Origin of the sequence: Legionella sp. 227, assembly GCF_043161935.1 — a bacterium.
Classification (GTDB): domain Bacteria; phylum Pseudomonadota; class Gammaproteobacteria; order Legionellales; family Legionellaceae; genus Legionella; species Legionella sheltonii.
Map to the genome: position 1 here is coordinate 626,156 of NZ_CP171154.1, position 24,266 is coordinate 650,421.

A 24,266-nucleotide genomic window follows, 5' to 3' on the forward strand; every position below is an offset into this window, starting at 1 on the left:
GCAACGTGCCGCGGACAAGCCGCGGCACGTGACCGATTGCTCTTGCCGAACCTTTTTTTAAATTAGCTGCTTTGAATATGCGCTTTGGGCCTTTGGATAAACACATGTGGACGCTGATGCTAGAGTGCATAGTCCATGATATGCTGCGTAATTTCCATCGGCAAATTGTGCTGCTGAGCGACCTTATCCAAGAGCTTTTCTATTATACCTTGATGGTAAATATTATAAATCATTACGAAGAGTGACTTGGCCCTATTTGTCTCCCAACTTTCCCCCTGTGACGCAAGTTTCCGCAGTCGTGCTAAAAGGGATATTTTATCATTGTCATTGAGGCTAGAAGCATACTTCATAATCAGGTAGCGAGCCATATAGGGACTATCATGATCCAAATGTTCTATCAAATGATGGATAACCTTGGTGCGTTCAGAATCGTTAAGAATAGGCATTAACTCTTCTAATAATCGATAGTTTTTATCAACACAGTCGAGATTAATTAGAAGATTATTTAATGTCGCTTCGAGTACTGGCAATTGCTGTTCAGCAGGCAACCAGTCTCTTAAAGTAAAAAGTGCTTTTATACGCTGAGCCTGGTCATTTTTTTTAGTGTTTGGTATGGTTTCAATTAAATCAAACATAAATTTGGTTTTTTGTTCGGGCGCTAGCCAATCCTGTAGCGCAACGATGGATTGGTAAAGCGCTTGCCAAAGACCCGTATCGGTTGTGTTCTTTATTGCATCAATTAAAGCAGAGGTAATACTTCGCTTTAATTCAGAGTTGTGCGTCGTGGTAAATTGACACAAGGCCCGACAGGCAGCAATTTGAAAGTTAAGATGTTTGGTTTTTAATTTAATAACGTCAATAAGAATGGGAATCGCCATTTCATAAACAGGCAAAGGATTTCTTTCTTGCTCTTGCTTAATGAAGTTGATAATGCTTACTTTGACTATTTTCTTTTTTCGAGGATTTTTTAAATAGGTCATTAAGGATTCAGCAACAGCAATACGTTTTTTGGGGTTGAGCATCACTTGCAATTTTATAAGTGCTGCAATAGCATCACACTTCAGGTAAGGCGATCGTTTTTTATGGATAAGTGCCAACAATTCATCATTTACAGCCCCACGAGTGGTTTCGCTTAAACCCGCGGAGAGATGTCCTATCAGTTTTAAAGCAAAAGGCGTCTTGCTTTGGTGATAATATTTTGTCTTTTGATTAATTAAAAGAAACAAATCTTGAATCGTTTTGATTTTGTATTCATCAGATAAATGCCAATGCACGTTATTCAGTGTATCTGTTGCTGTTGATATAGTCTCATAATATTGCTCCTTATCCATCACAAGGGCCATGAGATCATCAAAAAATCGGGTATGCATTTCCATTTTCTCAGTAACAGTACCAATTAAGGCCGCGATAATGGTTATCGAATTAATCATTGCTTGACTATTCCACTCTAAAAAAGTCTTCCGTGTATCAAATAGATCGGGTACGGATTCAACAATCATTTGAGAACGTGCATGCTCAATAAGTTGTATTTGTTTCTCTGGAGACATCATTTCAATGAGCTTAGAAAAATGTTTGTTAACCGGTTTTGAAATAGTTTCCCAGCCATGATAACGGATAAAACTCTTAAATACGTCACAGCATAGGTTTTCCCGTGATGTGCGAGTCATATTGTCGCTGAATTTTATGAACGTATCACAAAAATCATCAAAATTACTGCGGGGAGGCGAGCGATCTTTATGATAACGTAACAAGCGGGCTATTTTCGCAAGCACATCGTCTTGTATGTCTGGGGGTAAGGGTACGTGTAATTGGTTGAACGACTTGCAAAGAAGACCACTCAGTTTAACATCCGAAACCTGTAAAAATTCTTGGCTAAGAGATGCCATCAACATGGTTTGGCAATCGGGGGAAGCCTGTTCACTGAACTCATTAATATTATTAAGTACACTAAATGCCCCCGTTATTGATCCAAGCGTCTGAAGAACGTTTCTGTGATTGAGCAAAACATTAATACAGGAATCAATGGGTTTATAGAAAGTCCTACCCTCCATTAATTTTTTTATAGTTTGTGAGATTGGGTATGCCATTTCATAATTATCTTGTGCCAAAAGAAAAGCCAGATTCTCCACAATTTCTTCTTTCGATGCGGGAGAAATCCAGGCTGTCAATTGCCCCAGCCCAGATATCAGGCTCCTTCTGTCTTCACTATTCATCCATTTTCTTTTTAGTCCGGCCAGGGCGTTTAGGGTAAATAATTGCTGAAAAGAGGACATATTCTCAGGCATCCAGCTTTGAACGGCAGATAATTTTTCAAAACCACTTTTTCTCGCCTCACCAGAACTATAACTCATGTCAACCAGTAAAGGACTCACCCAATCCCCATAAGTTATAGCATCCCAAAGATTGTGAACTTGTAATTGCTTGCTCAGCTCTTCAGAGAGACCATCAGTATAATGCCTGTACAAAGAAAAGAAGGCACATAGTATTTGTGTAGCGCCCTGTTTCATATCCAACTTCTCAGGATGTAAGTTTAGATATTTCAGTAAATGATAAATCGCGGCATCACCCATACGCCCCGTAGCAAGATCAGGATTTAATAACTTAAAGCAATGTTTGGCGAGAATGAGATCTGTTTTACGATTGGGCTGCTCAAAAAAAGAGGAAGAGAGAAGATGTGTATTTATTTTGTTTATATAGTTTTCTAATAATCTAATTAGAACTTGGCTCGCGTCTGTTACTATTTGCTCACAATGGATTTCCAGAATGGTTTCAGCCGCTATTTCATATTCTTTATGTAGTTCATGCTCTTTTTCAGAATCAGAATCCAGTTCGTCGAGGTATTTTGAAAGTTTGGCAAGCAATTTTTCACTGGTTCGAACGAATTTTTTTACTGGTTCTTGTATCTCATCTTCTCCCTCACCATGCATGCCAGGGTTCTCCTCATTACGAAATAATCTCATGCGCATTTTTTTGGCTACCTATGTAGTGCTGCTTCCGATATTATCTCAGTGTTTGTCCAGTATTTAAGGAACGTATAATGCGTCCAGCTTACGTCTATATTCTTGCGAGTCAGCGCAATATCTAACATCTGCAATCCCGAACATAGTGAGGGATCTCGAGTAGGGTTATGAGCATAATGATAAAATAGGATGCTCAAATTAGGAGATCCTTCGTCGTAAACTCCTCAGGATGACTAATCGTAAACAGCGACTAAGCCCAACTTGTGATGAGGACAAAGACTAAGAGTTTCCAAGGCATTAGTTGCGATTATTTCTTGCCTTTATTCATTGACTCACTCTTCTTCCCTGAGTCTAAAGACCAACCCCCGCCTAAAGCTTTAATTAACTGAATACTGGCAATTTGTCGGCGCGTATAAATGTTGATTAATGAAAGTTTTGATTGCAATGCAGCATTTTCAACAACCACCACCTGCAGAAAAGTAACAAGACCACCTTTATATCGATACAATTCCTGATCCCAAGCTCGCTTGGCTGCACGAGCCGCTGCTTTTTGACTTTGATACTCCTTATCAAGCTGAATGATTGCAACCAGATTATCCTCCACTTCCTGAAATGCAGTTAACACGGTTTGTCGGTAAGTAGCTACTGTTTCGAAATATTGTGCTTTAGCTTGATTTAGTAGACCTCGCAATCGCCCCCCATCAAAAAGAGTCACTTCAGCTACAGGTTGAGTTAAGGATAATAAACTCAAAGGGCCGAGCGACCAAAAAAGACTGGGTTTCGAAATGAGATTGGATAAGCTCCTGCTTTGAAAACCGCCACTACCAGTTAAATCAATTACAGGAAAAAAAGCCGCGCGCGCTACGCCAATATTTGCATTTGCGGCAATAACTCGAGATTCAGCAGCTACGATATCAGGTCTTCTCTCTAAAATAGTTGAAGGTAAATTAGGGGCTATTGCTAAGAAAACTCTAGGTGAGTTTGCAGGGGCCAATGAAAAATTACTAGGTATTTCTCCAATTAATACCGCAATCGCATGTTCAAGCTGAGCCCGCTGTAAGCGCATGTCGGCAGCCATTGTTTTGGCATTCTCAAGCTGTGTTTCAGCTTCGTCGACATCAGATATAGGTGCCGCCCCGCCTTGATAACGTTTTTTGGTTAAGTAAAGGGCTTTTTGATAAGCAACAACGGTGGTGTCTAAAATTCGTTGTGCCTCATCACTTCCCCTTAAAGCCAAATAATTGGTGGCAAGAGCGGCTTGTAAACTTAATCGAATCGAAGCCATATCGGCAGCACTCGCCTTGGCATTACTTTCATTGGCAAGGACTGTGTTGCGGATACTGCCCCATGCATCCAGCTCATAACTAAGAAAACCACCTAATAAAAATTGATTAAATACGGGAGTCGCTGGAGGATTAGCAACGGTTCGTGAATTTTGTTGTCTATCCGCATTGAATAACCCTTGAACAGTAGGAAAAAAATACGAACGGGCAACCTGAACCAATGAAATGGCCTCCTGAAAATGGGCATAGGCTAATTTCAAATCTTGGTTTGCCACACTCAGCTGTTGTTCCAAATCATTTAACACCGGATCGTGAAAGGCCAACCACCAAGCATCAGGAGCAGCAATTTGGGGTGTTGATTTAATTTTCACCCATTTTCCAGGTTCCTTAAACTGTTCAGGGATTGGCATGGCTGGACGATGATAAGGGGGGGCTAAGGAACACCCCACCAATGCAAAAATGAGAACCCCGGCACTGATCAACTTTTTCATGAAACAACCCGCACGACTTCGCCGTTTATAATAGAATCAGGAGGATTAACCACAATTCGGTCGCCTGGCGATACCCCAGTAGCAATTTCAACTTTGGCACCAAAATCACGTCGAATTGTTACTGATTTCAATACAATTTTATTGTCATTACCTAAAGCAGCTACTTGTAATCCCTGTGCACGAAAGAGCAAGGTATTAACGGGCAAAATGACTGTCTTAGGAGGAACGGGTAAAGTAAACCATACTTCGGTGTAACCACCAGGTAATAATTCCCCGTTTTTATTTGGGGAAATAAATTGAGCGAGTAAAGTTCGCGTCTTAGGGTCAATAGCATGTGCTGTTTCATATAATTTTGCAGGAAAAACCTGTTTAGGATGCTCTGCAAAATGCAGTTTTACCGTCATATTCGGTTTGATACGTGCTGAATAATACTGAGGAATTTTGACGTAAATTCGCAAAGGACTTGTTTGCGCAATACGAAATAATGGTTGTGCGGTTGAGCTACTTCCCGCATCAATTAAGTCACCGATGTCTGTAGCACGATCCGTGATGACTCCGTCAAAAGGTGCGGTAACCTGTTCAAATCCTACTAACTCTTGTAAACGTTGCAAATTAGCCTTCGCTGAAAGCATGGCGGCCTCAAGAGCTGCAGCGGTGCTCACCTTTTCATCCGTTTCCTGTTGGGAAACAGATTCCGTTTTTAATAAATTAAGCCAACGCTTTGCTGTAATCTGTGCCAGTTGATTATTAGCAATCGCGGTATTTAAATCTGCCCTTGCCTGGCGTTCCTGTGCATCAAGCTCTGGGGTTTCAATGACAGCAAGCAAATCCCCTTTTTTCACACGACTGCCAATATCGACATACCATTTTTTTACATAGCCATTAGTCCGGGCAAAAATAGGTGATTCATGCCAAGCCTGAACATTACCAGGCAATATAATTTTATCAAGTCCTTTTTCTTGTTTTGCTTTCATCACGCGAACGACAGGAACTGCGTCTGCAAGTGTCTCATTGCGCAAGCTTATCGCGGCACAAACACGTAAAACAATGAGCACTAAGAGAATGAATAAAAAAACAGTGAGCGCCATAATAAGTCGTTTATGGCGGTGGTTCTGTATCTGCGACTTGATCGTTTTAAGCATGATCCTTCCTTTGCTTTTTCTTCAATTTGCGTTCATGAATGACATAAAAAACCGCAGGGACAAAAAAGAGTGTTGCTACCGTCGCAAAAGATAACCCTCCAATGACTGCACGTCCTAAAGGAGCATTCTGTTCACCGCCATCCCCAAGACCCAGCGCCATAGGAAACATACCAATTATCATCGCTAACGCAGTCATCATTACCGGTCGTAAACGCGTTTTTCCTGCTTCAAGGGCTGCTTTCATTGGATCATTTTCAACCGCTAGATGATCACGAGCAAAACTAATAATAAGAATACTATTTGCTGTTGCAACCCCCATGCACATAATTGCTCCCGTTAAAGCAGGTACGCTTAATGCCGTATGAGTAAGAAATAGCATCCAAGCAATTCCAGCAATCGCGGCAGGCAATGCAGTAATAATAATAAAAGGATCAGTCCAGGATTGAAAGTTAATAACAATCAATAAATAAACTAACAAGATTGAAAATGCCAATCCCCAATATAAGCCATTGAACGCATTTTCTTTGGTATCAATTTGTCCACGTATCGCTACAGAGGATCCTTTTGGCAAATCTTTTTTTGTATCGCGAATAATTTTCTCGATATCTTTTGTCACCGAGCCTAAATCTCTGTCTTGTATCGAAGCAAAAATATCAATCACCGGTTGAACATTATAATGAGACTCAACCACAGAGGTCCAGGTACGTTTCAATGTGGCAAAAGAACCTAAAATTTGTGCTTGGCTCGGTGTGGTTAAACTTCCGATTGGGATATTGAGCAAGTCATTTAACGAAGTCATCACATATTGTGGTGCTTGCGTCACAATAGGATAAGAAACACCACTTTTAGGATCCAGCCAAAATGTAGGGGTTGTCTGAAAACTACCAGATAACGTAATTAATAAATCAGAGGCAACATTGAATTGAGTAAATCCAAGTTCATTTGCCAAACTGCGGTCGACGTCTACAAAAAATTCAGGGTAGTTGTTGGCCTGTCTTATTCGTACATCAGTAAGGCCAGGAACTCGTTTCAACTGACTCATCAATTGATTCGCATGATGTGCATTTTCCTCTTTTTTTAAGCCGATAACTTGAATATCAATTGGTGATGGCAAACCAAAATTGATAATTTGATTTACAATATCGGCCGGTAAAAATGCAAAAGTCACTTGAGGAAAACGTTCTCTTAAAACAGATCTCAACTGGTGAACATAACTTGGACTTGGGCGATGCCCATCTTTCAGGGAAATTAGGATATCGGCATCTTCTGGACCATTTGTTGCTGAATTACTGTACGATAAATTAATTCCACTCACAGGCAAACCAATATTATCAACAATACTTTCCAAATCCTTAGGAGGTATCACCTGCCGAATCACCGTATCAATATTATCAACCAGTCGTGCTGTTTCCTCTACGCGCGTCCCTGTTGGCGCACTAATATGTAATTTAATTTGTCCCGCATCCACATCAGGGAAAAAATTTGAACCAAGCCATGGCCAGAGTAATAATATAGAGACACCAACAAAAGCTAAAAAACAAGGAATAAAAATTTTGGCATTGTCTAATGCCCATGATAATGATTCAGAATAACGGGAGCGGAGCCGTGTAAATTTATCTTCGAATTGTGCATGTAGACGAGCCATGCGGCTTTTATTTTTCTCCTCGCCCATCAGTTCATGTTTGTGTAACCAATATTTTGCGAGTGTAGCTACCAGTGTGCGTGATAGCACATAGGACATCAGCATCGCAAAAATTACCGCCTCTGCTAAAGGTACGAATAAGTATTGAGCGACACCCCCTAAAAAAAACATAGGTACGAAAACAATACAAATACATAGGGTTGATACCAGCGCAGGTATTGCGATTTGTTTCGCACCATCAAGAATAGCCTGTTCTACTTCTTTCCCTTGCTCTAAATTCCAGTTAATGTTCTCGATTGCCACGGTCGCATCGTCAACTAAAATACCCACAGCAAGTGCTAACCCTCCCAACGTCATAATATTAATCGTCTCACCCAAAGCTGAAAGGATTGTAATCGATGCAATGATGGATAGTGGAATAGACAAGGTAATAATAAAGGTGCTACGCAGACTTCCTAAAAAAAGTAAAATCATGAGACCCGTTAATGCTGCAGCGATGACTCCTTCAACAATCACCCCACGAATGGCTGCAGTGACAAAAATGGATTGATCCGCAAAATTTGATAAATTAAGTCCTTCCGGAAGCATGTCCTTCACTATAGGCAATAAAGCCTTTACCCGATGTACAATATCTAAAGTGGATGCATTTCCAGTTTTTTGTATCGACATCATGACCGCTCGCTTTCCATCGACCCGTACGATATTGGTTTGCGGTGCGAATCCATCTCGTACGTGAGCCACATCACGAATATATAAAACTCGACCAGGCGTTGATTTAACAGGCACATCATTTAATTCAACTGCTGAAAGTGGACTGCCATTTAATTTGACAATATACTCATATTCACCAATTTTCTGTGTTCCTGAGGGGATAATTAGGTTTTGGGCAAGAATTGCGCTATTAATGTCTTGTGCAGAGACACCATAGGTTTGCATTGCCTGTAAATCCAAATCGACTTGTATTTGCCGAATTTTACCTCCATAAGGATATGGAACTGCCGCTCCTTGTACGGTTGCCAGTTGCGTACGAAGAAAATTATTGCCCAAATCATTTAATTTTTGTTCTGGGATGGTCGCACTGGAAAGCACCAGTTGTAAGACCGGAACTGTTGATGCTTTATAACTTAAGATCAATGGCGGTAAAGTTCCGGGTGGTAAATTGCGGAGTATGGTTTGTGCGATTGCCGTGACCTGGCTCAGAGCGATATCAATATTCACACCGTGTTGAAAGAATAATTTGACGACGCCAACGCCAATCAGTGATTCCGATTCGATATGCTCGATATCATTGACTGTAGTGGTTACAGCACGTTCAAACACACTCGTAATGCGGTTACCCATTTCATCGGGAGGCAAGCCGGTGTAATTCCATACCACACTCACCACAGGGATATCGATGTCAGGGAAAATATCTGTAGGAGTACGCATTATTGCCAAAGGCCCAATAATGAGAAGCATTAGAGCCATTACAATAAACGTGTAAGGTCGCGAAAGTGCAATCCATACAATCCACATAAATATCCATATCCCCGATTGAAACAGTAAGTCATTATATCAATGCAATGAATTAATCTTTAAGAATAAAACTTGAGTTTTTTGATACTCTTGCCCGCTTATTACTTTGAAAAAAAGAAATTCCTAAGGATCGCTATCTTAAAGGATAATTTTGCCATGACATTGTTTTTGATTATATGTTTTTTTAATTCACTTAGATAGCTTTAACCAAGATCAAACTCTTGTCCAGGACGAACGAAACCGGCAAAACCATGTGATTTAGCGTCAGGTAACTCTCCATCATTGTAGTGATATAACCAAAGCTTTGCTTTAATCTTAGGGGCCAATGTATCCAACTGATTGAAATGGGTATGCACTCCACTAGGCACATCTAAGGTTTCGCAATCATGAAAAATTACTGTGGCGTCTCGAAAATAGCTTTTGAAACGATCTGGGGTAAATTGCGCATCAGTAGTGATAAAAAATGATTTTCCTTTATGGCCAATATTTAAACCATAGCTTGGCATCAATTCCTTATTTGAATGGATATGAATTGTCTGCACTAAACTTAACTTCAAACCTTCCCAATTGAAAATTTCTCCATCTTTAACTATTTGAACCACAAAATAATCACTCAACGTTGCTTCTTTTTCATTAAGTGATCTCAAGCCCCCACTTAGACTATGCTCCCATAATGGCTGCACCAAGTGTTCATGAATAATCAGTTGAGGGGTTCCATTCTGAGCAGCAAATTTACGTTGAAATGCGAGCCACTCGATTCCACCTATGTGATCAGCATGCAAATGGCTAACGTAAAGCGCATCAATATCTTGAGAACGATAACCAGCGTGAGTTAACGAAAAACGAATATCGGTGCCACAATCTATCAATAGTTTTTTACCACTATCGGCTATAAGTAACATATTGGATTGGAAGTTTCCAAAATCCGTTCCTATACCGCTGCCAGCCCCTAGAAATAACAATTTCATTAATAATCCCTGAACTAAATTAAGACTTGTCCTAAAATTCCTTAATAAAACAACTGTCTTCTTCACTAAGAATAGCATTTAAAATGAGTTATTAGAAATAGCCCAACGATTATAAATGAGCTATTCTTCAAAGTAAGTTGACAAAGAACATGAGTCAAATGTGCTAAAAAAATTCCATCTTAAAAAGACGCGCCTTTTAAACTATTTTTTCCTTTTTTTAGCAATCACGCTTGTGAGTTTGATCGTATGTTTATTTGCATTAAAGCACATTGCTGTTCAAGAAGTTATTGATGGAAACGAGCGTTATCAATTGTATAAATTAGCCAATAAGCTCCGTCAGAGTTCTGATGATTTAACTGAGTTGTCTCGTCTTTATGTGATAACAGGTGAGAAAAAATACCGTGATTACTATTATGAAACTTTGGCAATACGTAATGGCACCTCGCCTCGCCCTGTAAATTATGACGAATTGTATTGGGATTTGGTTATTGGTAATAATGTTCCCCAATCCTATGGTCCAGCAAAATCGTTAGCATCAATGATGTTAGAACATCATTTTACGCTCAAAGAGTTTTCCTTATTGACCGATGCAGAAAATAAAAGCAATAAACTTGCAGAGACTGAAATTAAAGCGATGAATTTGGTTGATGGAACACATCAAGCGAAATCAGGAATCGAGAAACCTAATCCCGAATTAGCCAAACAAATGCTTTTTGATAAAGATTACATGAAGGCAAAATTACAGGTGATGCGGCCCTTAGAGGAATTTTTTAACCTCGTTAATGACCGAACCTTCTTAACGAATGAAAAAATTGAAGCCAAAATGTCTAAGATTATCGCTTTGGCACTCGCACTCTCATTTTTATCAACAATACTCATGCTCGTTTTTATTATTCATGCATTAAAAACATTATCTAGGGTAAATGAGGAAAATGATTTATTGCTATTGAATATCTTGCCTGAATCCATTGCCTCACGCTTGAAAATGGGAGAGAAAGGTATTGCTGACGAATTCCCGCAAGCCAGCGTGATGTTTGCGGATATTATTAACTTTACACAAATGACGGAAGAATTAGGCGCCAAAAAGACCGTTAATCTTTTAAACCGCTTATTTGCTGAACTAGACAAACTCACTGAAAAGTATTACGTAGAAAAAGTTAAAACCATTGGCGATAACTATATGGCTGTATCAGGTGTTCCGGAACAAACCACACGACATGCGATCAACATTGCGAACTATGCTTTAGCCATCCAAGAACGATTGCGGACTTTCAATCAAGAAAATCAAATGGAACTCCAATTGCGCATTGGCATTACATATGGTCCGGTAATCGCTGGGATAATAGGCCATAAAAAATTTGTTTACGATATATGGGGCAACGTGGTCAACTTAGCCAGCCGTTTAGAAGAATCTTCCCTTCCTAATAAAATCCATATTTCAGAAAAAATGGCTTTTATGCTTCAAGATGAATTCATTGTCGAACCACGAGGAACTGTGGAAATGAAAGGGATCGGTGAAATAAAGACCTATTTTCTTTTGGGAAAAAAGGAAAAATAACAGTGGAGGAATTTATCAGTCTGAATGGCAACGTGGGCATATCCCATAAATATTTAATGCATGATCGGTCATCTGAAAATTGGCGCGTTCAGCTATAGTCTTTTGTCTCTGCTCAATGACTTCATCGACAAATTCCTCAACACAGCCGCATTTGATGCAGACGAGATGATCGTGATGAGCTCCCTGACTCAATTCAAATACTGAATGCCCTCCTTCAAAATTATGGCGATTAACGAGTCCAGCTGTCTCAAACTGCGTTAATACACGATAAACCGTCGCAAGGCCTACATCTTCTCCAGTTTCCAATAAGGCCTTATACACACCTTCCGCACTTAAATGATGATTTGGAGATTGTTCCAATATTTGCAATACTTTTAAACGTGGTAAAGTAATTTTTAATCCAGCATTCTTAAGTTGCTTGCTTTCTTCCATCAATGTCCTCTTTGCTGTTATGAACTTAGGTGTCTTTCAGTAAATGACGTGTTATTATGGCGAAATTTTTCACGATAGGCAAAAAAAATGAGAATAATAATTTTTCTACTTGGAATTGTATTTACTTTAACCCTGACTCAATGTACCACCTTTGATTTATCTCGACGCGTAGTACAGCAGGGAAACCTATTACCAAAATCTCGAATAGACCGACTTAAAGTAGGAATGAGCAAGAATGATGTTGCCATACTAATGGGTACCAGTCTGTTAAGCCCTACATTTAATAATAGCCGCTGGGACTATGCTTACACCTGGCGTAGAGGTCATGGGCCTATAACCATGTCTACATTAAGTTTATATTTCCACAACGATACTCTAACTCGTATAGAACGTGATCAATTTAAACCAGGGCCAGGACTCAATCACCCAGACATTAACCAGGAATAATAGAAATTATCAAGACTTCGTCATCTCGAGCGTGTCGAGGGATCGCCCAGCATAACACCGTGTTATCGCGTAGAGCACCCTTGATACGCTCGAGATGAGGACAAAAATTCCGGATTACTTTGCTGTTAATCCAGACTACAAAACTACAGCATGCAGGCTACGTGCGCTGGCGAGCACGAGTAGCTTTTTGACGCCGTTTCTCTTTAGGATCCAAAACCAAAGGTCTGTATATTTCCACCCGGTCACCCTCCTGCAAAACCTGCTCCAAAGAAACTTGCTTGGCATAAATGCCCACGGGCATATCTCGGGTTTCTGGGTAAGTTTGGTATATTCCTGATGCACTCAATGCATCAAAAACGGTTGCTTCATGGTGAAGATCGAGAGTCATATGAACTGTCTTTTTTTCCGCAGTCACGTACACCAGTTCCACTTTAACCATAAATAGCCTTGGCTCGTTCACAAAATGAATCAACCATTTTATCCGTTACTTGTTCAAATACTGGGCCGAGCAACATGGAAAACATACGCCCTGCAAATTCAAACTCCAAATCAAAAGAAACATTACATCCCTCTTCAACTTCATCAAAGCGCCAGAAGCCTTCTAAATGGCTGAATGGACCATCAACAAGACGAATTTCTATCATTTTATTAATTTGTAATCTATTGCGGGTAGTAAATGACTTACTCATACCGGCCGCCCCAATAACTAAAGTGGCCTGTACCTCATCTTCATCCCGATGATGTACTAAACTTTCTGTGCAATAAGGTAGAAACTCCGCATATCGCTCTACTTCATTCACTAATGCAAACATTTGTTCACAGGTGTAATTAACGGTACGTGCCTTTCTCACTACGGGCATTATGCTTCTCCCCGAATTTTAAGTCTCAACCAAAGACTCAGATCTTTAATTTCCTCAAAACAAATTGAATGTTCCATGGGATACTTATAATAAGAAATATGTTCGTATCCTTTATTCAATAGCCAATCTTTACTTGATTCAGTCCATTGAGATAAAACAAGAGGATCAAATTGTCCTGCCCCCATAAAAAAAGGTGTGCCCTTATCCAGTTTTGGTCGGGTATGGGCTGCTAATGGTAGATAAGCTGATAAAGCCACAACTCCAGCCAAACGAGCCGTTGTATGCAGCGCAGTATGTAACGCCATCGCCCCACCTTGCGAAAAACCTGCTAAAAAAATCTGATCGTAAGTAAAACCATCATTTAATTGTTCATCCATAACCTTACGAATCAGTAATTCCGATTGTTCAATCCCTTGTTTATCTTCCCTATCCATTAATTTCATGCCAACAATATCATACCAAGCAGGCATGATCATCCCGCCATTAAGGGTCACTGGACGCTGGGGCGCATTAATAAACACATGACGTAACGCCACATCAGAAACAGTTAACTGATCGACTAACCCCATCATATCGGAAGCATCAGCTCCTAATCCATGCATCCAAATGACGCATGCTTGCGCTTGAGCCTGTGACTCATTGATAAATACATTCAAAACAAATCCCCTCACAGACAAAAAAGAGAAATTATCGCTAATGCCTTAACACAGTGCAAGTTATACGTTCTCGATATTTTATAGAATCTCAGAACAGCAAAAATAGAAACAAATTCACACCACTTTGATCAATTGAAAAACAAAATACCCATCCAGAGTATTTTATTATTAGGCAACATGTATTATAGTGCGCTACAGTGGATCAATTAGCGGCAAAAGTATGTTTAAGAAATTAGAATCTAAATCATTTACCCTTACCATGCTGGGGACAAGCACAGTCTATACCCCTACTCTAAAAAACAAGAAAAAAGTACCTGTAAAAGCAGGAGATAAATTGCAAGAGTATTATCCTAAAGGAGAAACGCTCAGTCTCGTATCTATGTTGGTTAAAACAGATAACCCAGTGATTGATCACAAACAACTTGTTCCTTATCAATCTCTAGACATCGCGGTTGTTAATGGCCCCAAGAATGACGGAACCAATGTTGGCGAAAAAATTGGACTTGGTCTGGGTATCGCTTTAAATGCTCTTGCTCGGGGACAAACTGAACTAAATGATATTGCCCACAGCAGAGGCGGGGTTGAATCCATTCTGATTGCTCATGAAATCAATGCGATAAAAGAAGTGATGACCGTTTGTGAAGATTTTGATCAACTAATAAAAGAGCTAACACGACAACAAGCTGAGAGACAAAAAGGCAAACCCACGAACAATACCCCTGACATCATTAAATCCCTATTAACCCAATTACCTCAATCAATAGCAGAGAGAGAGCTATGGTTTAAGGGACTAAAAGCCAATATCTCTGAAGTGTCAATGAACCTGTTTATTATTGACCCTGTTCCAGGGGATGTCTGCTGGCCTATAACATGGTATGACCCAAGATTTTATAGCATTCCGCCTATTGTTAAATATGCAGAATTTATCTATTACGAAAATGAACATTCAGATTGGGGCTTTACACCAATCTATCCGGAAGCATCCGATCCACAACAACAGGTAGTCATTCGCAATACCCTACCCGGACATCATGGAACCGGTTCTGCTGGCAGTAACGCATCACAACAGAGCATTGTCGTTTCTCCTGATAAAACCAAATCGACACACGTACAAAAATTAATGATTTTTAAATTACTTCATTTTTTATCTAATCATGGTGTTGAATTTAAAGATGCTCAAGAAATTTTTCATGAACACACCGGACTCGGTAGAAAAAATATCGCTTTTCTGGAAGAGGTAGGAATTAATGAGAATATTGATGTAGCTCAACTTGATTTTCCAACCATATTTCGCAAGCTTTATGACAAAATTTACGCCAATAGAGCGGCATATGAAGCATTCAATACGACTCATTACATTGGGATGGGTGTAGCACCACAAAGAAAAGTGCTACGTACTGACCACAAATATGGACTTTTAACGGAGATCTTCCCTAAAAACATAGGATATGTTAACGAAGAGCACAGTGTATTAATGAAAGAGTTTTTCTTCAAAATATTCCACGAACCTTCGCAAAAAGATCAAACTATTTTAGAGCTCATTAAATCAGCACAAGCTGTACTATCTAAAAACATAAAAGCCATTACGAATCTTTCCTCTTCTACTATTAGTGAACATCAAAAAATTGCTGCGACCGCAATACTTGACAGTGAAAGTGCACGTAAAGATGTCTTGATTTCTTTTGGTACATTGATTCAAAGAGTAAGCCAACAATATTTAATGGATGACTGGAGTTCAGAGCAAAAGCAACACGAAAAAGAAGAGCTTTTTGTTGCTATCATTGGCCTATTTGCAGAGTTTAAAGAACTAGAAAAAATTGACAATCCAACCATACAAGAATTTGTAGCTTCACTCATCGATTTGACCCTACACGGGATTAGTCAGACCGTTGCGCAACAACATGCAAATCTGGAAGAAGTATTTAATCGTCTTCGCACACCAACTAATGTAAACTTGAGGTCCTTTTTTCATACCTTATTAACTCAGCTCAATAAAGATGAAGCGTCTTCTGATTTAGAAATTCAACAGGAAATTAATAAAATCTTTACCAGTCTTGAATTTGCTCGATTAGCCGATCATCCCATAAAAATAAAGATAGAATTCATTTGCCAACAATTGAAAGACAAACTGCCTCGAAGTGAGGGCCAAGAAAACTTGGTCGACCAACTTGTTACACGGTTTGAAGAAAATTATGGCAGTTCTTTTGATGAATTTGAAAAACTGTATCATCAAATTGGAGTTTTTATTAATGATACTGCCGCACTAGGTCGACAGTTCGAAACTGAAGCAGCCGTGTTTAACAAGCATGAACTCTCTCTGCGAAAAAAAGCTGAAGCATTAATTGATGTCGCGGCACAAAAATTTTATCGAGATAGGCCTAATGCTTTGCCTCAACCAGCAGAAAAGGACACCTTCAAAGAATTAGTTGAACGACATGCCATTAATAAATACGGTGTAGTGGATAGACTCAAACAAGAAAAAACGCGTTTGGAAGATGAAAAGGAACAATTAAGTGCCCGTATCAAAAGAATGGAAGAACAAATAGCAGCGAAAGATCGGCAAAAAGAAGAAATGGATGCTTTATTAAAATCAGAAAAAGACAAAAAAAATGAATATTTTGCAGAAAAGAATAAATATTTTGCAGAAAAGAATGATCCCCGAGAAGCTAAATATTTATTACTCATTAATGAAAAACTCATTCCATTAACAGAAGAGTATTTGGCGTCACTCAAATCACAATTGTCCAAAGTTCCAGAATCTGAGCAAGATGAAGAGACAAAACAAAAGGATAATAAAATCCAGGACAAAATCAAAAAAGCTACCGAATTGTATGATATTTTGCAAGATAACAAACAAATATCACAGCATAAGGAGCGTTTGCGTTTATTTTACACCCAGCTGGATAAGTATAAAGAGAACTTCGCAGCGCATCATGATCCCGATTGGGTGCGGTATCGCAGAAATGCGGTAATTGCCGCCGGAATTCTCTTGACGCTTATCTTCCCTGGATTAATTGCACTGGCAATTTATGCTAATGTGGGCCATTCTTCCGTAAAATCATGCTATTTTTGGCAATCCTCTGGACAAAATGCAGTGGCTTCATTTAACAAACATAGAGCAGCTGCTGATATACCAATTGATGTTGTTGATAAAGATGAAGAGGAAGAAAGCAGACCGCCATCACTTGAGGTAATGTAGTCATGTAGCCTGTATGCAGTGCAGCATACCCCAGGTAATGGAATAGGATTTTTTATCTCAAACCTGGGTTACGGCTGCGCCTAACCCAGGCTTCAAGCAGAAACATTTCCTAATACTTGAATTTTTATATAAATAAATGGATAGTTACCGTTCTAAAACTTTTAAATATTCTCTCTAATGAAACAAATTTACTTTTTATTTATGCTTTGCATTGCCATACTCTTAGTAGGTTGTGGACAAAAGGGACCACTCTATTTGCCAGAACCATCAACAAAGACACAAGTGAGTAACGAGAGTTCAAAATAATTCAGTTCAACAGGCAAATTATGAACATTAAATTTACCAAAATGCATGGCTTAGGTAATGATTTCATGGTGATTGATGGTATTAATCAGCAGATCAATCTAAATCCCCAACAAATAATTACTATGGCTCAACGCCATACTGGCATTGGCTTTGATCAATGCTTGCTTATTGAATCAAGCATGCAGGACGGTATTGACTTTAATTATCGAATTTTTAATGCCGATGGCCAAGAGGTGGGTCAATGTGGCAATGGAGCACGTTGTCTTGCCTTATTTGCTAAATATTACGGATTAACCGATAAAAATCACTTAACTGTTGCAACGCGCACCACACAGATGAATTTGCATATCAATTCAGACTCTAGCGTTAGCGTCGATATGGGAATACCACGCTTATCCCCATCGGATATACCATTCATCACTGAGCAACAATCCGCTGAATATTTTTTAGAACTTCAACCGAACAAAACAGTTCACTTTCATGCCTTAAGTGTGGGCAATCCACATGCAGTATTGGTGGTAGAAGATACAGACAAAGCCCCTGTTCATGCCTTAGGAAAAGAAATCAGTTTACATCCCCGTTTTCCTGTCCAAGTCAATGTTGGATTTATGCAAATTGTGAATCAAAACCATATCAAATTACGAGTATATGAACGTGGTTGTGGCGAAACACAAGCATGTGGAAGCGGTGCTGTTGCAGCAGCTGCTATTGGCCGCTTATATCATCAATTGGACAAACAAATAAAAGTGACGTTACCTGGTGGCGATTTATTAATTAACTGGACATCATTTAATGAGCCGATAATTCTAACAGGGCCAGCCGTTTTTGTTTATGAAGGTATCTTGTTTTAGCTTAAATACATTTCCTATGCAAAATTAACACAAGTATTGAATTTTCTTTACAAAGAGTTATTCTGAAAGAACGCCTCACACTCGCACTGTTTCAAATTTACACTAGACTGCTTTCGAAATTCACTTCAAAGTGCGAAGAGAAGCGCAGAACCGCAGTGTACACCCAAGTACATGAGGACTCAGGCACCTGCTCGATAAATTAGTTTGTCGCTACGATAGAGTATCGCAAGAAATCTATTTGGAAATGGGTGCTTGGTTAAAAGGAGAGTGTCATGACAGGAAGCAAAATTCAAAGTTTTGACTTATTCAAAGCGGCTATGGGAAACCTAGAATATTTAACGGAAATTAATAAGGATACAAAAAGCCAGGCCCACTTTTTAACGACTATTGAGGAAGGGGAATTGACTATCCCAAATATTCTCGAGTGCATTCAAATTGTTAAAAATCCGCAGATAAAATCGCTCTTAATTATTTACTTATTAAGCCAAAAAGAATATTTATCTTGTTTGAAAGGTGACTCATTATTAAACAGGCTAACCCATCAAGATCATCATATCCCTTCACGTCTTAATGCTCTAGTGCATCAATTAGACTTAAAAACTCTTTCACCCCAATTGATTGACAAACTAGAACCTGAGTCAGCAATTAGTATTCTTTGTTCTGTTCCTCATTTTCATCAATTGACTAAAGTCCAAGTAGAGGCCCTTCTTGAACGATACCCTCTCTATGAAAGACACCAGGTTCTTACTTATTGGATTAATCATTTTGCCTTAATGCCTAATGCTCATTATATCTTAGCTCATTTTATGAACATCGCAGGTCCAAATGTTATTGACGAATTAGGTAAAATGGAACCGAGCCAAAAAAAGGCAGTGGTGGTTAATATCATTGAGAATTTAGGATTATTTCATAACCTTCCTAATAAGTTTCTCGACCATGCGCACGAAGAATCTCATTTGCTGTTGGCAATACGCCTCTATCTCAATGGTCATTATAATAAAACCTATGCATTTTATATTAATCAATTAACGAAAAAACTGTTAGCTAAAAATTACCCGTTCTCATTAGAAGCAGTAGAACTCCTTTTTTTCTTAAATGATAAGCTTGCATTTAAGGAATTAGCATCTAAAACCGCGTACTTAACCAATCGCTATTTACGAACCAATGCGTTAGAAGGGAATGCGGCATTATTTTATCAAAATAAGCGAATCAATATGCCAAGGATGCTGCAAAATATTCATTTAAATCCTTCCATCCCCGGAATTCCAAAAGAACAAAGACCATCAATACCCCCTGATGAAAGTCCATTTATAAAAGAGTTGGTTCAACGGGGCAAGTCAATTAATTGTTTTGAGTATTTTTTAATACACTATAAAGGCAGTGTGGAACCCATTCTTAAGTTGCTTAATGATTATATGGAGTTTTATGAGCGTTCTGTAGACATCATCACGCGCAACAAAGCAATCCACCACATTGGGTTCATGTTAAAACGTCCCGAAATAGACCAGGCGGTAAAAGAAACCATTTTTTCAGCATTTTTAAACCATCCTGTTTTTTTTGATGAACAAATCATTTATCACTTATTTTTATTTGATGCAAAGAGAGTAATTCGTTATTTTGGCCTCCGTGGTGGAAAAGAAAATTATCAACGAGTCATTGACTTATGTACCTTGGCTCTAAAAAATCTTAACACTGAAAAAAATCAGGAAATTATTCAAATTGCTCAACAAGCACTCTCTGAAGCACAAGTAGAATTAAAATTCTCTAATGAGTATGGATTTTTTTCTGATTTAATTAACTGGATTAAACGATGTTGGATATATGGGTGGACCGGATTTTTTAAACCAAATTCACCCGATTTTGTTGCACCAACATCATACTATGTAGAAGAAAACAATAACTCCTCTTCCTTAAGCCGAACAAAAAGTACCGAATCAGCCCAAGAATCAGAAACAACGCTTCTGGATTTGTTGAACAAAATTGCCCTTCCTTTAACACAAGAAAAATTTGCAGAAATCATTAAAGCACTCGATAGATTTTCGCTACAAACAATGCCTAAGAGTGAGTTAATTACCCGACAAAAATTGCATAAGCTATACCATTATGTAATGAAACATAGGGAAGAGAATGAACGCATTTATCATTGGCTAAAGGACAACCAGAATCCATTCGTCATGAATCAATTTCGACTTTTAGAGCTGATGTTAAAAGAAAAATCACGTGGAGAGATTGATTCATTACTTGCACAGGTCAACGAAGATTCTGATCAACTGCAATATATTTCTGATGAGTTGGATGAGCTCATGCCAGAACTAGTAGTTGTTCCCGGTAAAAAACCGGTACCAAGCTCGGAACCAAGTGATTTTGTAGCAAGCGCAGGTAAAATACTCTCCAAATATACATGCGAAGCAACTGTATATGCACAAAGTGCCTTGAGTTGGGCTGAGGGTTTTTTTGCCAAAATGAAAAAACCTGAACTAGCGGAAGAAGAGACCTTTGAAGTGGAGCATATTGAATCGTTTAAAACGATAATAAACAGTAAAGGAACGATTACGACTTGAGTTTCCAACGTTTATGCATCCAATTCCACTGTTCAGGATGAGCCAAAATAATACGTTCTAATGCTTGATTATAAGCTAACGTATTATAATAAAGAGACTCTTGAGCTGAATCATAATCTTTCCATGGAATGGGATCATAAAACTCCAGGACATGCTTCCCATTGGGTAATCTATATCCAGCAGCTGGAATTACAGGAACTCCGGTATAACGAGATAGGGTTGCAAGGCTACGGTAAGTTCCTGCTTTCACGCCAAAAAACTCAACAGCGATACCATCTCGGTTGGCCAGTGAGGCATGTTGATCGAGAACGAAAATTACTGCATGATTTTTTTCCAAAGCAGCACAAACCTTATCGAGAGAATTCTTTTTAGGAATTACATTTAAGCCGACTTGGTAGTACTGTTTAAATAAACTTCGTTCGATAAATTTAATTGACAAGGTTCGACGAATAAAATGAAACTGACCTTGAAATTGTTTAAAATTTAAAACACCACCAATGGGTGCAACCTCCCAATTGCCAAAATGTCCTGTTAGAACTAAAACTCCTTTTTGTTGTGCTACAACTGCCAGCATATGTTCATGACCGCGCACCTCTACCAGATTGCGTAAATCCCCTTCGGACATAAAACGCAATTGAATGGCTTCTTTAAAGGACTTAAGCAAATGTGTGTAGTAGGATGTAGCAAGTCGTTTTTTTTGGGTGCTATTCAATTGCTCGCCAAAAACACGATCAATATTTGCCATCACGACTTTTCGCTTATAAGGCAAAAACTTATAGACGAATCGGCCAAGTAAACTTAGAGGCAATTCATTAATTTTTTGTTCTAATTCAGTCACAAGCTTTAATCACCAAACAGGCATTCATACTGGCAAATCCTCGATTGATCGTCAGTGCATAAGGACCACGCTTTAACGCTTGATGCTCCGTGCTTACGGACAATCCTTGGCAACTGGGTGCAACCTTCTGCAAATTCGCTATACCGGGTACACATTGAGAAGAGAGTGCATAAGTAGCCATTACTGTGTCAATCAAACCAGAAGCACATATAGTATGCCCCATAGACCATTTGAATGCCGTTACAGGAATTTCTTGTTCGGCAAAAACACTTTGTATCGCCTGAGATTCACTATAATCCGACTTACTATTCCCATTACCATGCGCGACAATAAAGCCTAAGTCATTAGGATTTAATTCAACACATTCTAAAGTACGATGTATCAACTCAGCAAGTTGCTGTCCACTTGTATCGAGAGAAAACAACCCTTCAGCTTCAGTGGTTGATAATCCACCCATAACTTCACCATAGCACGTGGCTGAGCGCGCACGCATACTGGCCTCACTTTCCAATACTAAAGCAGCAGCACCTTCGGCCAAAATCGTACCATCATGCGACTCGTCAAATGGTTTTAAGTGTTGATTGCTTAATACCCCTAATTGCTCATAGTAAAATAAGGCTTGAGGTTCAGTAGCCATATCATAGGCAACCACAACCGCTCGCTCTGCCTGACCACTGCGAATAGCATGATAGGCTTCCAATAAAGCTTGTGTTCCGCCAACCGCATGGTTTGTTACATTATGATTGGGGCCTTTAAACTCATAGGTTATCCCTGTGTAGGCAAGAACATTATTAGGCAATATGCGTAATAACCACATCGGATGAACTGTTTCAAATAGATGTTGTGCAAATTGGTGCATATTCCTTTGCGTTTTTGCGAGCAAAGGTAAAAAATCATATTGTTGAAAATATTTATTCCCTGGTGAACCGACGAAAACAGCCGTTTGTTCATTAAATGAATTAGGGTCTTCAAGAGTATCACGATAAGCAATCATTTGACTGTGCTCGATTGCTTGTACTGCAGCATGAATTCCCATTACATCCTGCCGTGAAATGACTTTCATCAACTTGCGATCAGGTAGCATTTTTGCTGGATTAAATTCTTTTAACTCACCACCCAAACGATGAGGCCATTGCGATAAATCCCAGTGAGTTATTTCAGCAATTCCATTTTTACCTGAAAGAATTGCATCCCAGGTTGCATCCGCAGTAGCGCCTGAAGCAGTTAGTGCACTTCGTCCTGTAATAAATACTCTGTTACTCTGACTCATATACCCGCTCCTTCAAATTCAGGATGCTTAAATAACAAGCAACTATTAGAGCCACCAAATCCAAATGAATTGGAGAGAACCACTCCCAAAGAACGTTCACGCGGTCCATCAACCACATAATCCAAATCACACTCTGGGTCAGGGGTAGTTAAATTGGCGGTTTTGGGGATCGTTGCTTGCTCTATGGATTTAACTGATAAAACAGCCTCTAGCGCACCGGCCGCAGCAATCAAATGTCCGGTTTGACTTTTGGTCGAACTCACAGGCAAGTTTGCGACAGACTCTCCAAAAACTGCTTTAATGGCATTCGTTTCACTTAAGTCATTCATTTTGGTTGAGGTACCATGTGCATTAATGTAATCCACATCAGAAGCTTGGACTCCAGCATCCTGAAGAGCACGCTCAATTGCTTGTATTGCCCCATCGCCATTTGGATGCGAATCAGTAATTCGATAAGAGCTTAATGAATTACCTTCGCCGGCTAATTCTGCGTAAATATGAGCGCCTCGCGCTTTTGCCTTACTCCATTCTTCCAGAATTAAAAAAGCAGCCCCTTCGCCTAAAACAAAACCATTGCGTGTTCCATCAAAAGGTCTACTCGCTGTTTCAGGCGTGCTGTTATAAGTAGATAAAGCACCTAATAAGCAAAAACTGGATAATCCCAAAGGATTAATCATTGAATCAAATCCTCCAGCCAGCATAAAATCAGCTTCACCCCGACGAATTACTTGCATTGCCAACCCTAGTGCTTGTCCACCTGATGCACAAGCGGTATGCACCGAGGAAGCATAACCTCTGATGCCAAATTGTTGGATCAACAAAGAAAGGCCTGAATTTGGCGTTGTTTTACCGAAATCAGATAATCTATAAAATTCTTGCGTATTCGCCAGCAAACTCGCCCAATCTGCTTCGCCATTTGGGGCACAAATTTCTTGAAATCGAGCTAAGTAATCAAATTCAGCAGTCATCATCCCACTGCCGGTAACAACCCCCCACTGTGCTGCAGTTTGCGCGGTTGGCAAAATCCCTGCATCATCAAAAGCTTGCTGCGCTGCTTCAAGCGCATAGCGGGTAAAATACACGGAAAAGCGACTCCGTTTGGTAGTTAAATTAGGAGCAAGCGAAAAATTCTTCACCTCAGCCGCAATATCGGTTGGAAAAGCACTGGCATCAAATTGTTTGATTTTAGAAATACCTGAACGCCCCTCCAATAAATTGGACCATGTAGACTGAACATCAAGCCCTAAAGGAGAAACAGCTCCCATACCTGTAATCGCAACTCGTCTT

The 24,266-nt window shown here is 39.4% G+C and carries 17 protein-coding genes and 1 pseudogene; 6 read left to right on the forward strand and 12 right to left on the reverse strand.

The window, feature by feature from the left end:
• Positions 1-119: 119 nt before the first annotated feature.
• The 5 genes from ACF8MK_RS02600 to ACF8MK_RS02620 all read right to left on the reverse strand — a co-directional run bounded on the left by ACF8MK_RS02600 (position 120) and on the right by ACF8MK_RS02620 (position 10,001).
• Positions 120-2,927, reverse strand: coding sequence for a hypothetical protein (locus ACF8MK_RS02600; protein ID WP_392538069.1), 2,808 nt, complete (start codon positions 2,925-2,927; stop codon positions 120-122).
• Positions 2,928-3,267: 340 nt separating this feature from the next.
• A complete protein-coding gene (locus tag ACF8MK_RS02605; RefSeq protein ID WP_392538070.1) occupies positions 3,268-4,734 on the reverse strand; it encodes an efflux transporter outer membrane subunit in 1,467 nt (488 codons plus the stop codon).
• Positions 4,731-5,876, reverse strand: coding sequence for an efflux RND transporter periplasmic adaptor subunit (locus tag ACF8MK_RS02610; protein WP_392538071.1), 1,146 nt, complete (start codon positions 5,874-5,876; stop codon positions 4,731-4,733). The genes ACF8MK_RS02605 and ACF8MK_RS02610 overlap by 4 nt, the downstream gene beginning before the upstream one ends.
• Positions 5,869-9,033 carry an efflux RND transporter permease subunit gene (locus ACF8MK_RS02615; RefSeq protein WP_392538072.1) on the reverse strand — a complete coding sequence of 1,055 codons (3,165 nt, stop codon included), beginning with the start codon at positions 9,031-9,033 and terminating at the stop codon, positions 5,869-5,871. Before ACF8MK_RS02615 ends, ACF8MK_RS02610 begins: the two co-directional genes overlap by 8 nt.
• A 203-nt stretch (positions 9,034-9,236) precedes the next feature.
• Entirely contained in the window at positions 9,237-10,001 is a 765-nt protein-coding gene (locus ACF8MK_RS02620) for an MBL fold metallo-hydrolase (protein WP_392538073.1), read from the reverse strand.
• 160 nt (positions 10,002-10,161) lie between these two features.
• Here ACF8MK_RS02620 and ACF8MK_RS02625 point away from each other — a divergent pair, with 160 nt between their 5' ends.
• Positions 10,162-11,559 carry an adenylate/guanylate cyclase domain-containing protein gene (locus ACF8MK_RS02625; RefSeq protein ID WP_392538074.1) on the forward strand — a complete coding sequence of 466 codons (1,398 nt, stop codon included), beginning with the start codon at positions 10,162-10,164 and terminating at the stop codon, positions 11,557-11,559.
• A 15-nt stretch (positions 11,560-11,574) separates the two neighbouring features.
• On the opposite strand, the gene fur is transcribed toward ACF8MK_RS02625, so the two are convergent.
• Complete coding sequence (gene fur, locus ACF8MK_RS02630; protein ID WP_265702151.1) at positions 11,575-11,991, reverse strand: ferric iron uptake transcriptional regulator; 417 nt, start codon at positions 11,989-11,991, stop codon at positions 11,575-11,577.
• Positions 11,992-12,047: 56 nt separating this feature from the next.
• Between fur and ACF8MK_RS02635 the strand changes: the two are divergent.
• Positions 12,048-12,438 (forward strand): annotated as a pseudogene (locus ACF8MK_RS02635) (outer membrane protein assembly factor BamE).
• A 157-nt stretch (positions 12,439-12,595) separates the two neighbouring features.
• Here ACF8MK_RS02635 and ACF8MK_RS02640 read toward each other — a convergent pair.
• The 3 genes from ACF8MK_RS02640 to ACF8MK_RS02650 are packed head-to-tail and all read right to left on the reverse strand — an operon-like array spanning position 12,596 to position 13,900.
• The gene (locus tag ACF8MK_RS02640; RefSeq protein WP_392538075.1) at positions 12,596-12,877 is read right to left on the reverse strand and encodes an RnfH family protein; all 282 of its coding nucleotides are present in this window, start codon (positions 12,875-12,877) and stop codon (positions 12,596-12,598) included.
• Positions 12,870-13,298 carry a type II toxin-antitoxin system RatA family toxin gene (locus ACF8MK_RS02645; RefSeq protein WP_265702148.1) on the reverse strand — a complete coding sequence of 143 codons (429 nt, stop codon included), beginning with the start codon at positions 13,296-13,298 and terminating at the stop codon, positions 12,870-12,872. The genes ACF8MK_RS02640 and ACF8MK_RS02645 overlap by 8 nt, the downstream gene beginning before the upstream one ends.
• Positions 13,298-13,900 (reverse strand): alpha/beta hydrolase, encoded by a 603-nt coding sequence (locus tag ACF8MK_RS02650; RefSeq protein ID WP_392538998.1) that lies wholly within the window; start codon positions 13,898-13,900, stop codon positions 13,298-13,300. Before ACF8MK_RS02650 ends, ACF8MK_RS02645 begins: the two co-directional genes overlap by 1 nt.
• Before the next feature lie 274 nt (positions 13,901-14,174).
• On the opposite strand from ACF8MK_RS02650, the gene ACF8MK_RS02655 reads away from it, so the two are divergent.
• The 4 genes from ACF8MK_RS02655 to ACF8MK_RS02670 all read left to right on the forward strand — a co-directional run bounded on the left by ACF8MK_RS02655 (position 14,175) and on the right by ACF8MK_RS02670 (position 20,871).
• Positions 14,175-17,153, forward strand: coding sequence for a hypothetical protein (locus ACF8MK_RS02655; RefSeq protein WP_392538076.1), 2,979 nt, complete (start codon positions 14,175-14,177; stop codon positions 17,151-17,153).
• Positions 17,154-17,354: 201 nt separating this feature from the next.
• Positions 17,355-17,459, forward strand: coding sequence for a lipoprotein (locus ACF8MK_RS02660; protein ID WP_392538999.1), 105 nt, complete (start codon positions 17,355-17,357; stop codon positions 17,457-17,459).
• 20 nt (positions 17,460-17,479) lie between these two features.
• Complete coding sequence (gene dapF / locus ACF8MK_RS02665) at positions 17,480-18,310, forward strand: diaminopimelate epimerase (RefSeq protein WP_392538077.1); 831 nt, start codon at positions 17,480-17,482, stop codon at positions 18,308-18,310.
• A 272-nt stretch (positions 18,311-18,582) separates the two neighbouring features.
• Complete coding sequence (locus tag ACF8MK_RS02670; protein ID WP_392538078.1) at positions 18,583-20,871, forward strand: hypothetical protein; 2,289 nt, start codon at positions 18,583-18,585, stop codon at positions 20,869-20,871.
• Here ACF8MK_RS02670 and ACF8MK_RS02675 read toward each other — a convergent pair.
• Genes ACF8MK_RS02675 through ACF8MK_RS02685 form a run of 3 tightly spaced genes read right to left on the reverse strand, consistent with a single transcriptional unit; the run spans position 20,861 to position 24,244 of the window.
• Positions 20,861-21,709 (reverse strand): lysophospholipid acyltransferase family protein, encoded by an 849-nt coding sequence (locus tag ACF8MK_RS02675; RefSeq protein WP_392538079.1) that lies wholly within the window; start codon positions 21,707-21,709, stop codon positions 20,861-20,863. The two genes, ACF8MK_RS02670 and ACF8MK_RS02675, sit on opposite strands and share 11 nt — an antisense overlap.
• On the reverse strand, positions 21,702-22,979 hold the full coding sequence (locus tag ACF8MK_RS02680) for a beta-ketoacyl synthase (protein ID WP_265702142.1): 1,278 nt from the start codon (positions 22,977-22,979) through the stop codon (positions 21,702-21,704). Before ACF8MK_RS02680 ends, ACF8MK_RS02675 begins: the two co-directional genes overlap by 8 nt.
• The gene (locus tag ACF8MK_RS02685; protein WP_392539000.1) at positions 22,976-24,244 is read right to left on the reverse strand and encodes a beta-ketoacyl-[acyl-carrier-protein] synthase family protein; all 1,269 of its coding nucleotides are present in this window, start codon (positions 24,242-24,244) and stop codon (positions 22,976-22,978) included. Before ACF8MK_RS02685 ends, ACF8MK_RS02680 begins: the two co-directional genes overlap by 4 nt.
• Between the last annotated feature and the right edge of the window lie 22 nt (positions 24,245-24,266).

What these genes read in the sequence shown, in the direction of transcription:
- ACF8MK_RS02610 (WP_392538071.1), bottom strand. Translation starts at nt 5,876, where the DNA reads ATGCTTAAAACGATCAAGTCGCAGATACAGAACCACCGCCATAAACGA.
- fur (WP_265702151.1), bottom strand. Translation starts at nt 11,991, where the DNA reads ATGGAAGAAAGCAAGCAACTTAAGAATGCTGGATTAAAAATTACTTTA.
- ACF8MK_RS02660 (WP_392538999.1), top strand. Translation starts at nt 17,355, where the DNA reads ATGCTTTGCATTGCCATACTCTTAGTAGGTTGTGGACAAAAGGGACCA.
- ACF8MK_RS02650 (WP_392538998.1), bottom strand. Translation starts at nt 13,900, where the DNA reads ATGCATGGATTAGGAGCTGATGCTTCCGATATGATGGGGTTAGTCGAT.
- ACF8MK_RS02640 (WP_392538075.1), bottom strand. Translation starts at nt 12,877, where the DNA reads ATGGTTAAAGTGGAACTGGTGTACGTGACTGCGGAAAAAAAGACAGTT.
- ACF8MK_RS02680 (WP_265702142.1), bottom strand. Translation starts at nt 22,979, where the DNA reads ATGAGTCAGAGTAACAGAGTATTTATTACAGGACGAAGTGCACTAACT.
- ACF8MK_RS02600 (WP_392538069.1), bottom strand. Translation starts at nt 2,927, where the DNA reads ATGCATGGTGAGGGAGAAGATGAGATACAAGAACCAGTAAAAAAATTC.
- ACF8MK_RS02685 (WP_392539000.1), bottom strand. Translation starts at nt 24,244, where the DNA reads ATGGGAGCTGTTTCTCCTTTAGGGCTTGATGTTCAGTCTACATGGTCC.
- ACF8MK_RS02655 (WP_392538076.1), top strand. Translation starts at nt 14,175, where the DNA reads ATGTTTAAGAAATTAGAATCTAAATCATTTACCCTTACCATGCTGGGG.
- ACF8MK_RS02615 (WP_392538072.1), bottom strand. Translation starts at nt 9,033, where the DNA reads ATGTGGATTGTATGGATTGCACTTTCGCGACCTTACACGTTTATTGTA.
- ACF8MK_RS02620 (WP_392538073.1), bottom strand. Translation starts at nt 10,001, where the DNA reads ATGAAATTGTTATTTCTAGGGGCTGGCAGCGGTATAGGAACGGATTTT.
- ACF8MK_RS02605 (WP_392538070.1), bottom strand. Translation starts at nt 4,734, where the DNA reads ATGAAAAAGTTGATCAGTGCCGGGGTTCTCATTTTTGCATTGGTGGGG.
- dapF (WP_392538077.1), top strand. Translation starts at nt 17,480, where the DNA reads ATGAACATTAAATTTACCAAAATGCATGGCTTAGGTAATGATTTCATG.
- ACF8MK_RS02670 (WP_392538078.1), top strand. Translation starts at nt 18,583, where the DNA reads ATGACAGGAAGCAAAATTCAAAGTTTTGACTTATTCAAAGCGGCTATG.
- ACF8MK_RS02645 (WP_265702148.1), bottom strand. Translation starts at nt 13,298, where the DNA reads ATGCCCGTAGTGAGAAAGGCACGTACCGTTAATTACACCTGTGAACAA.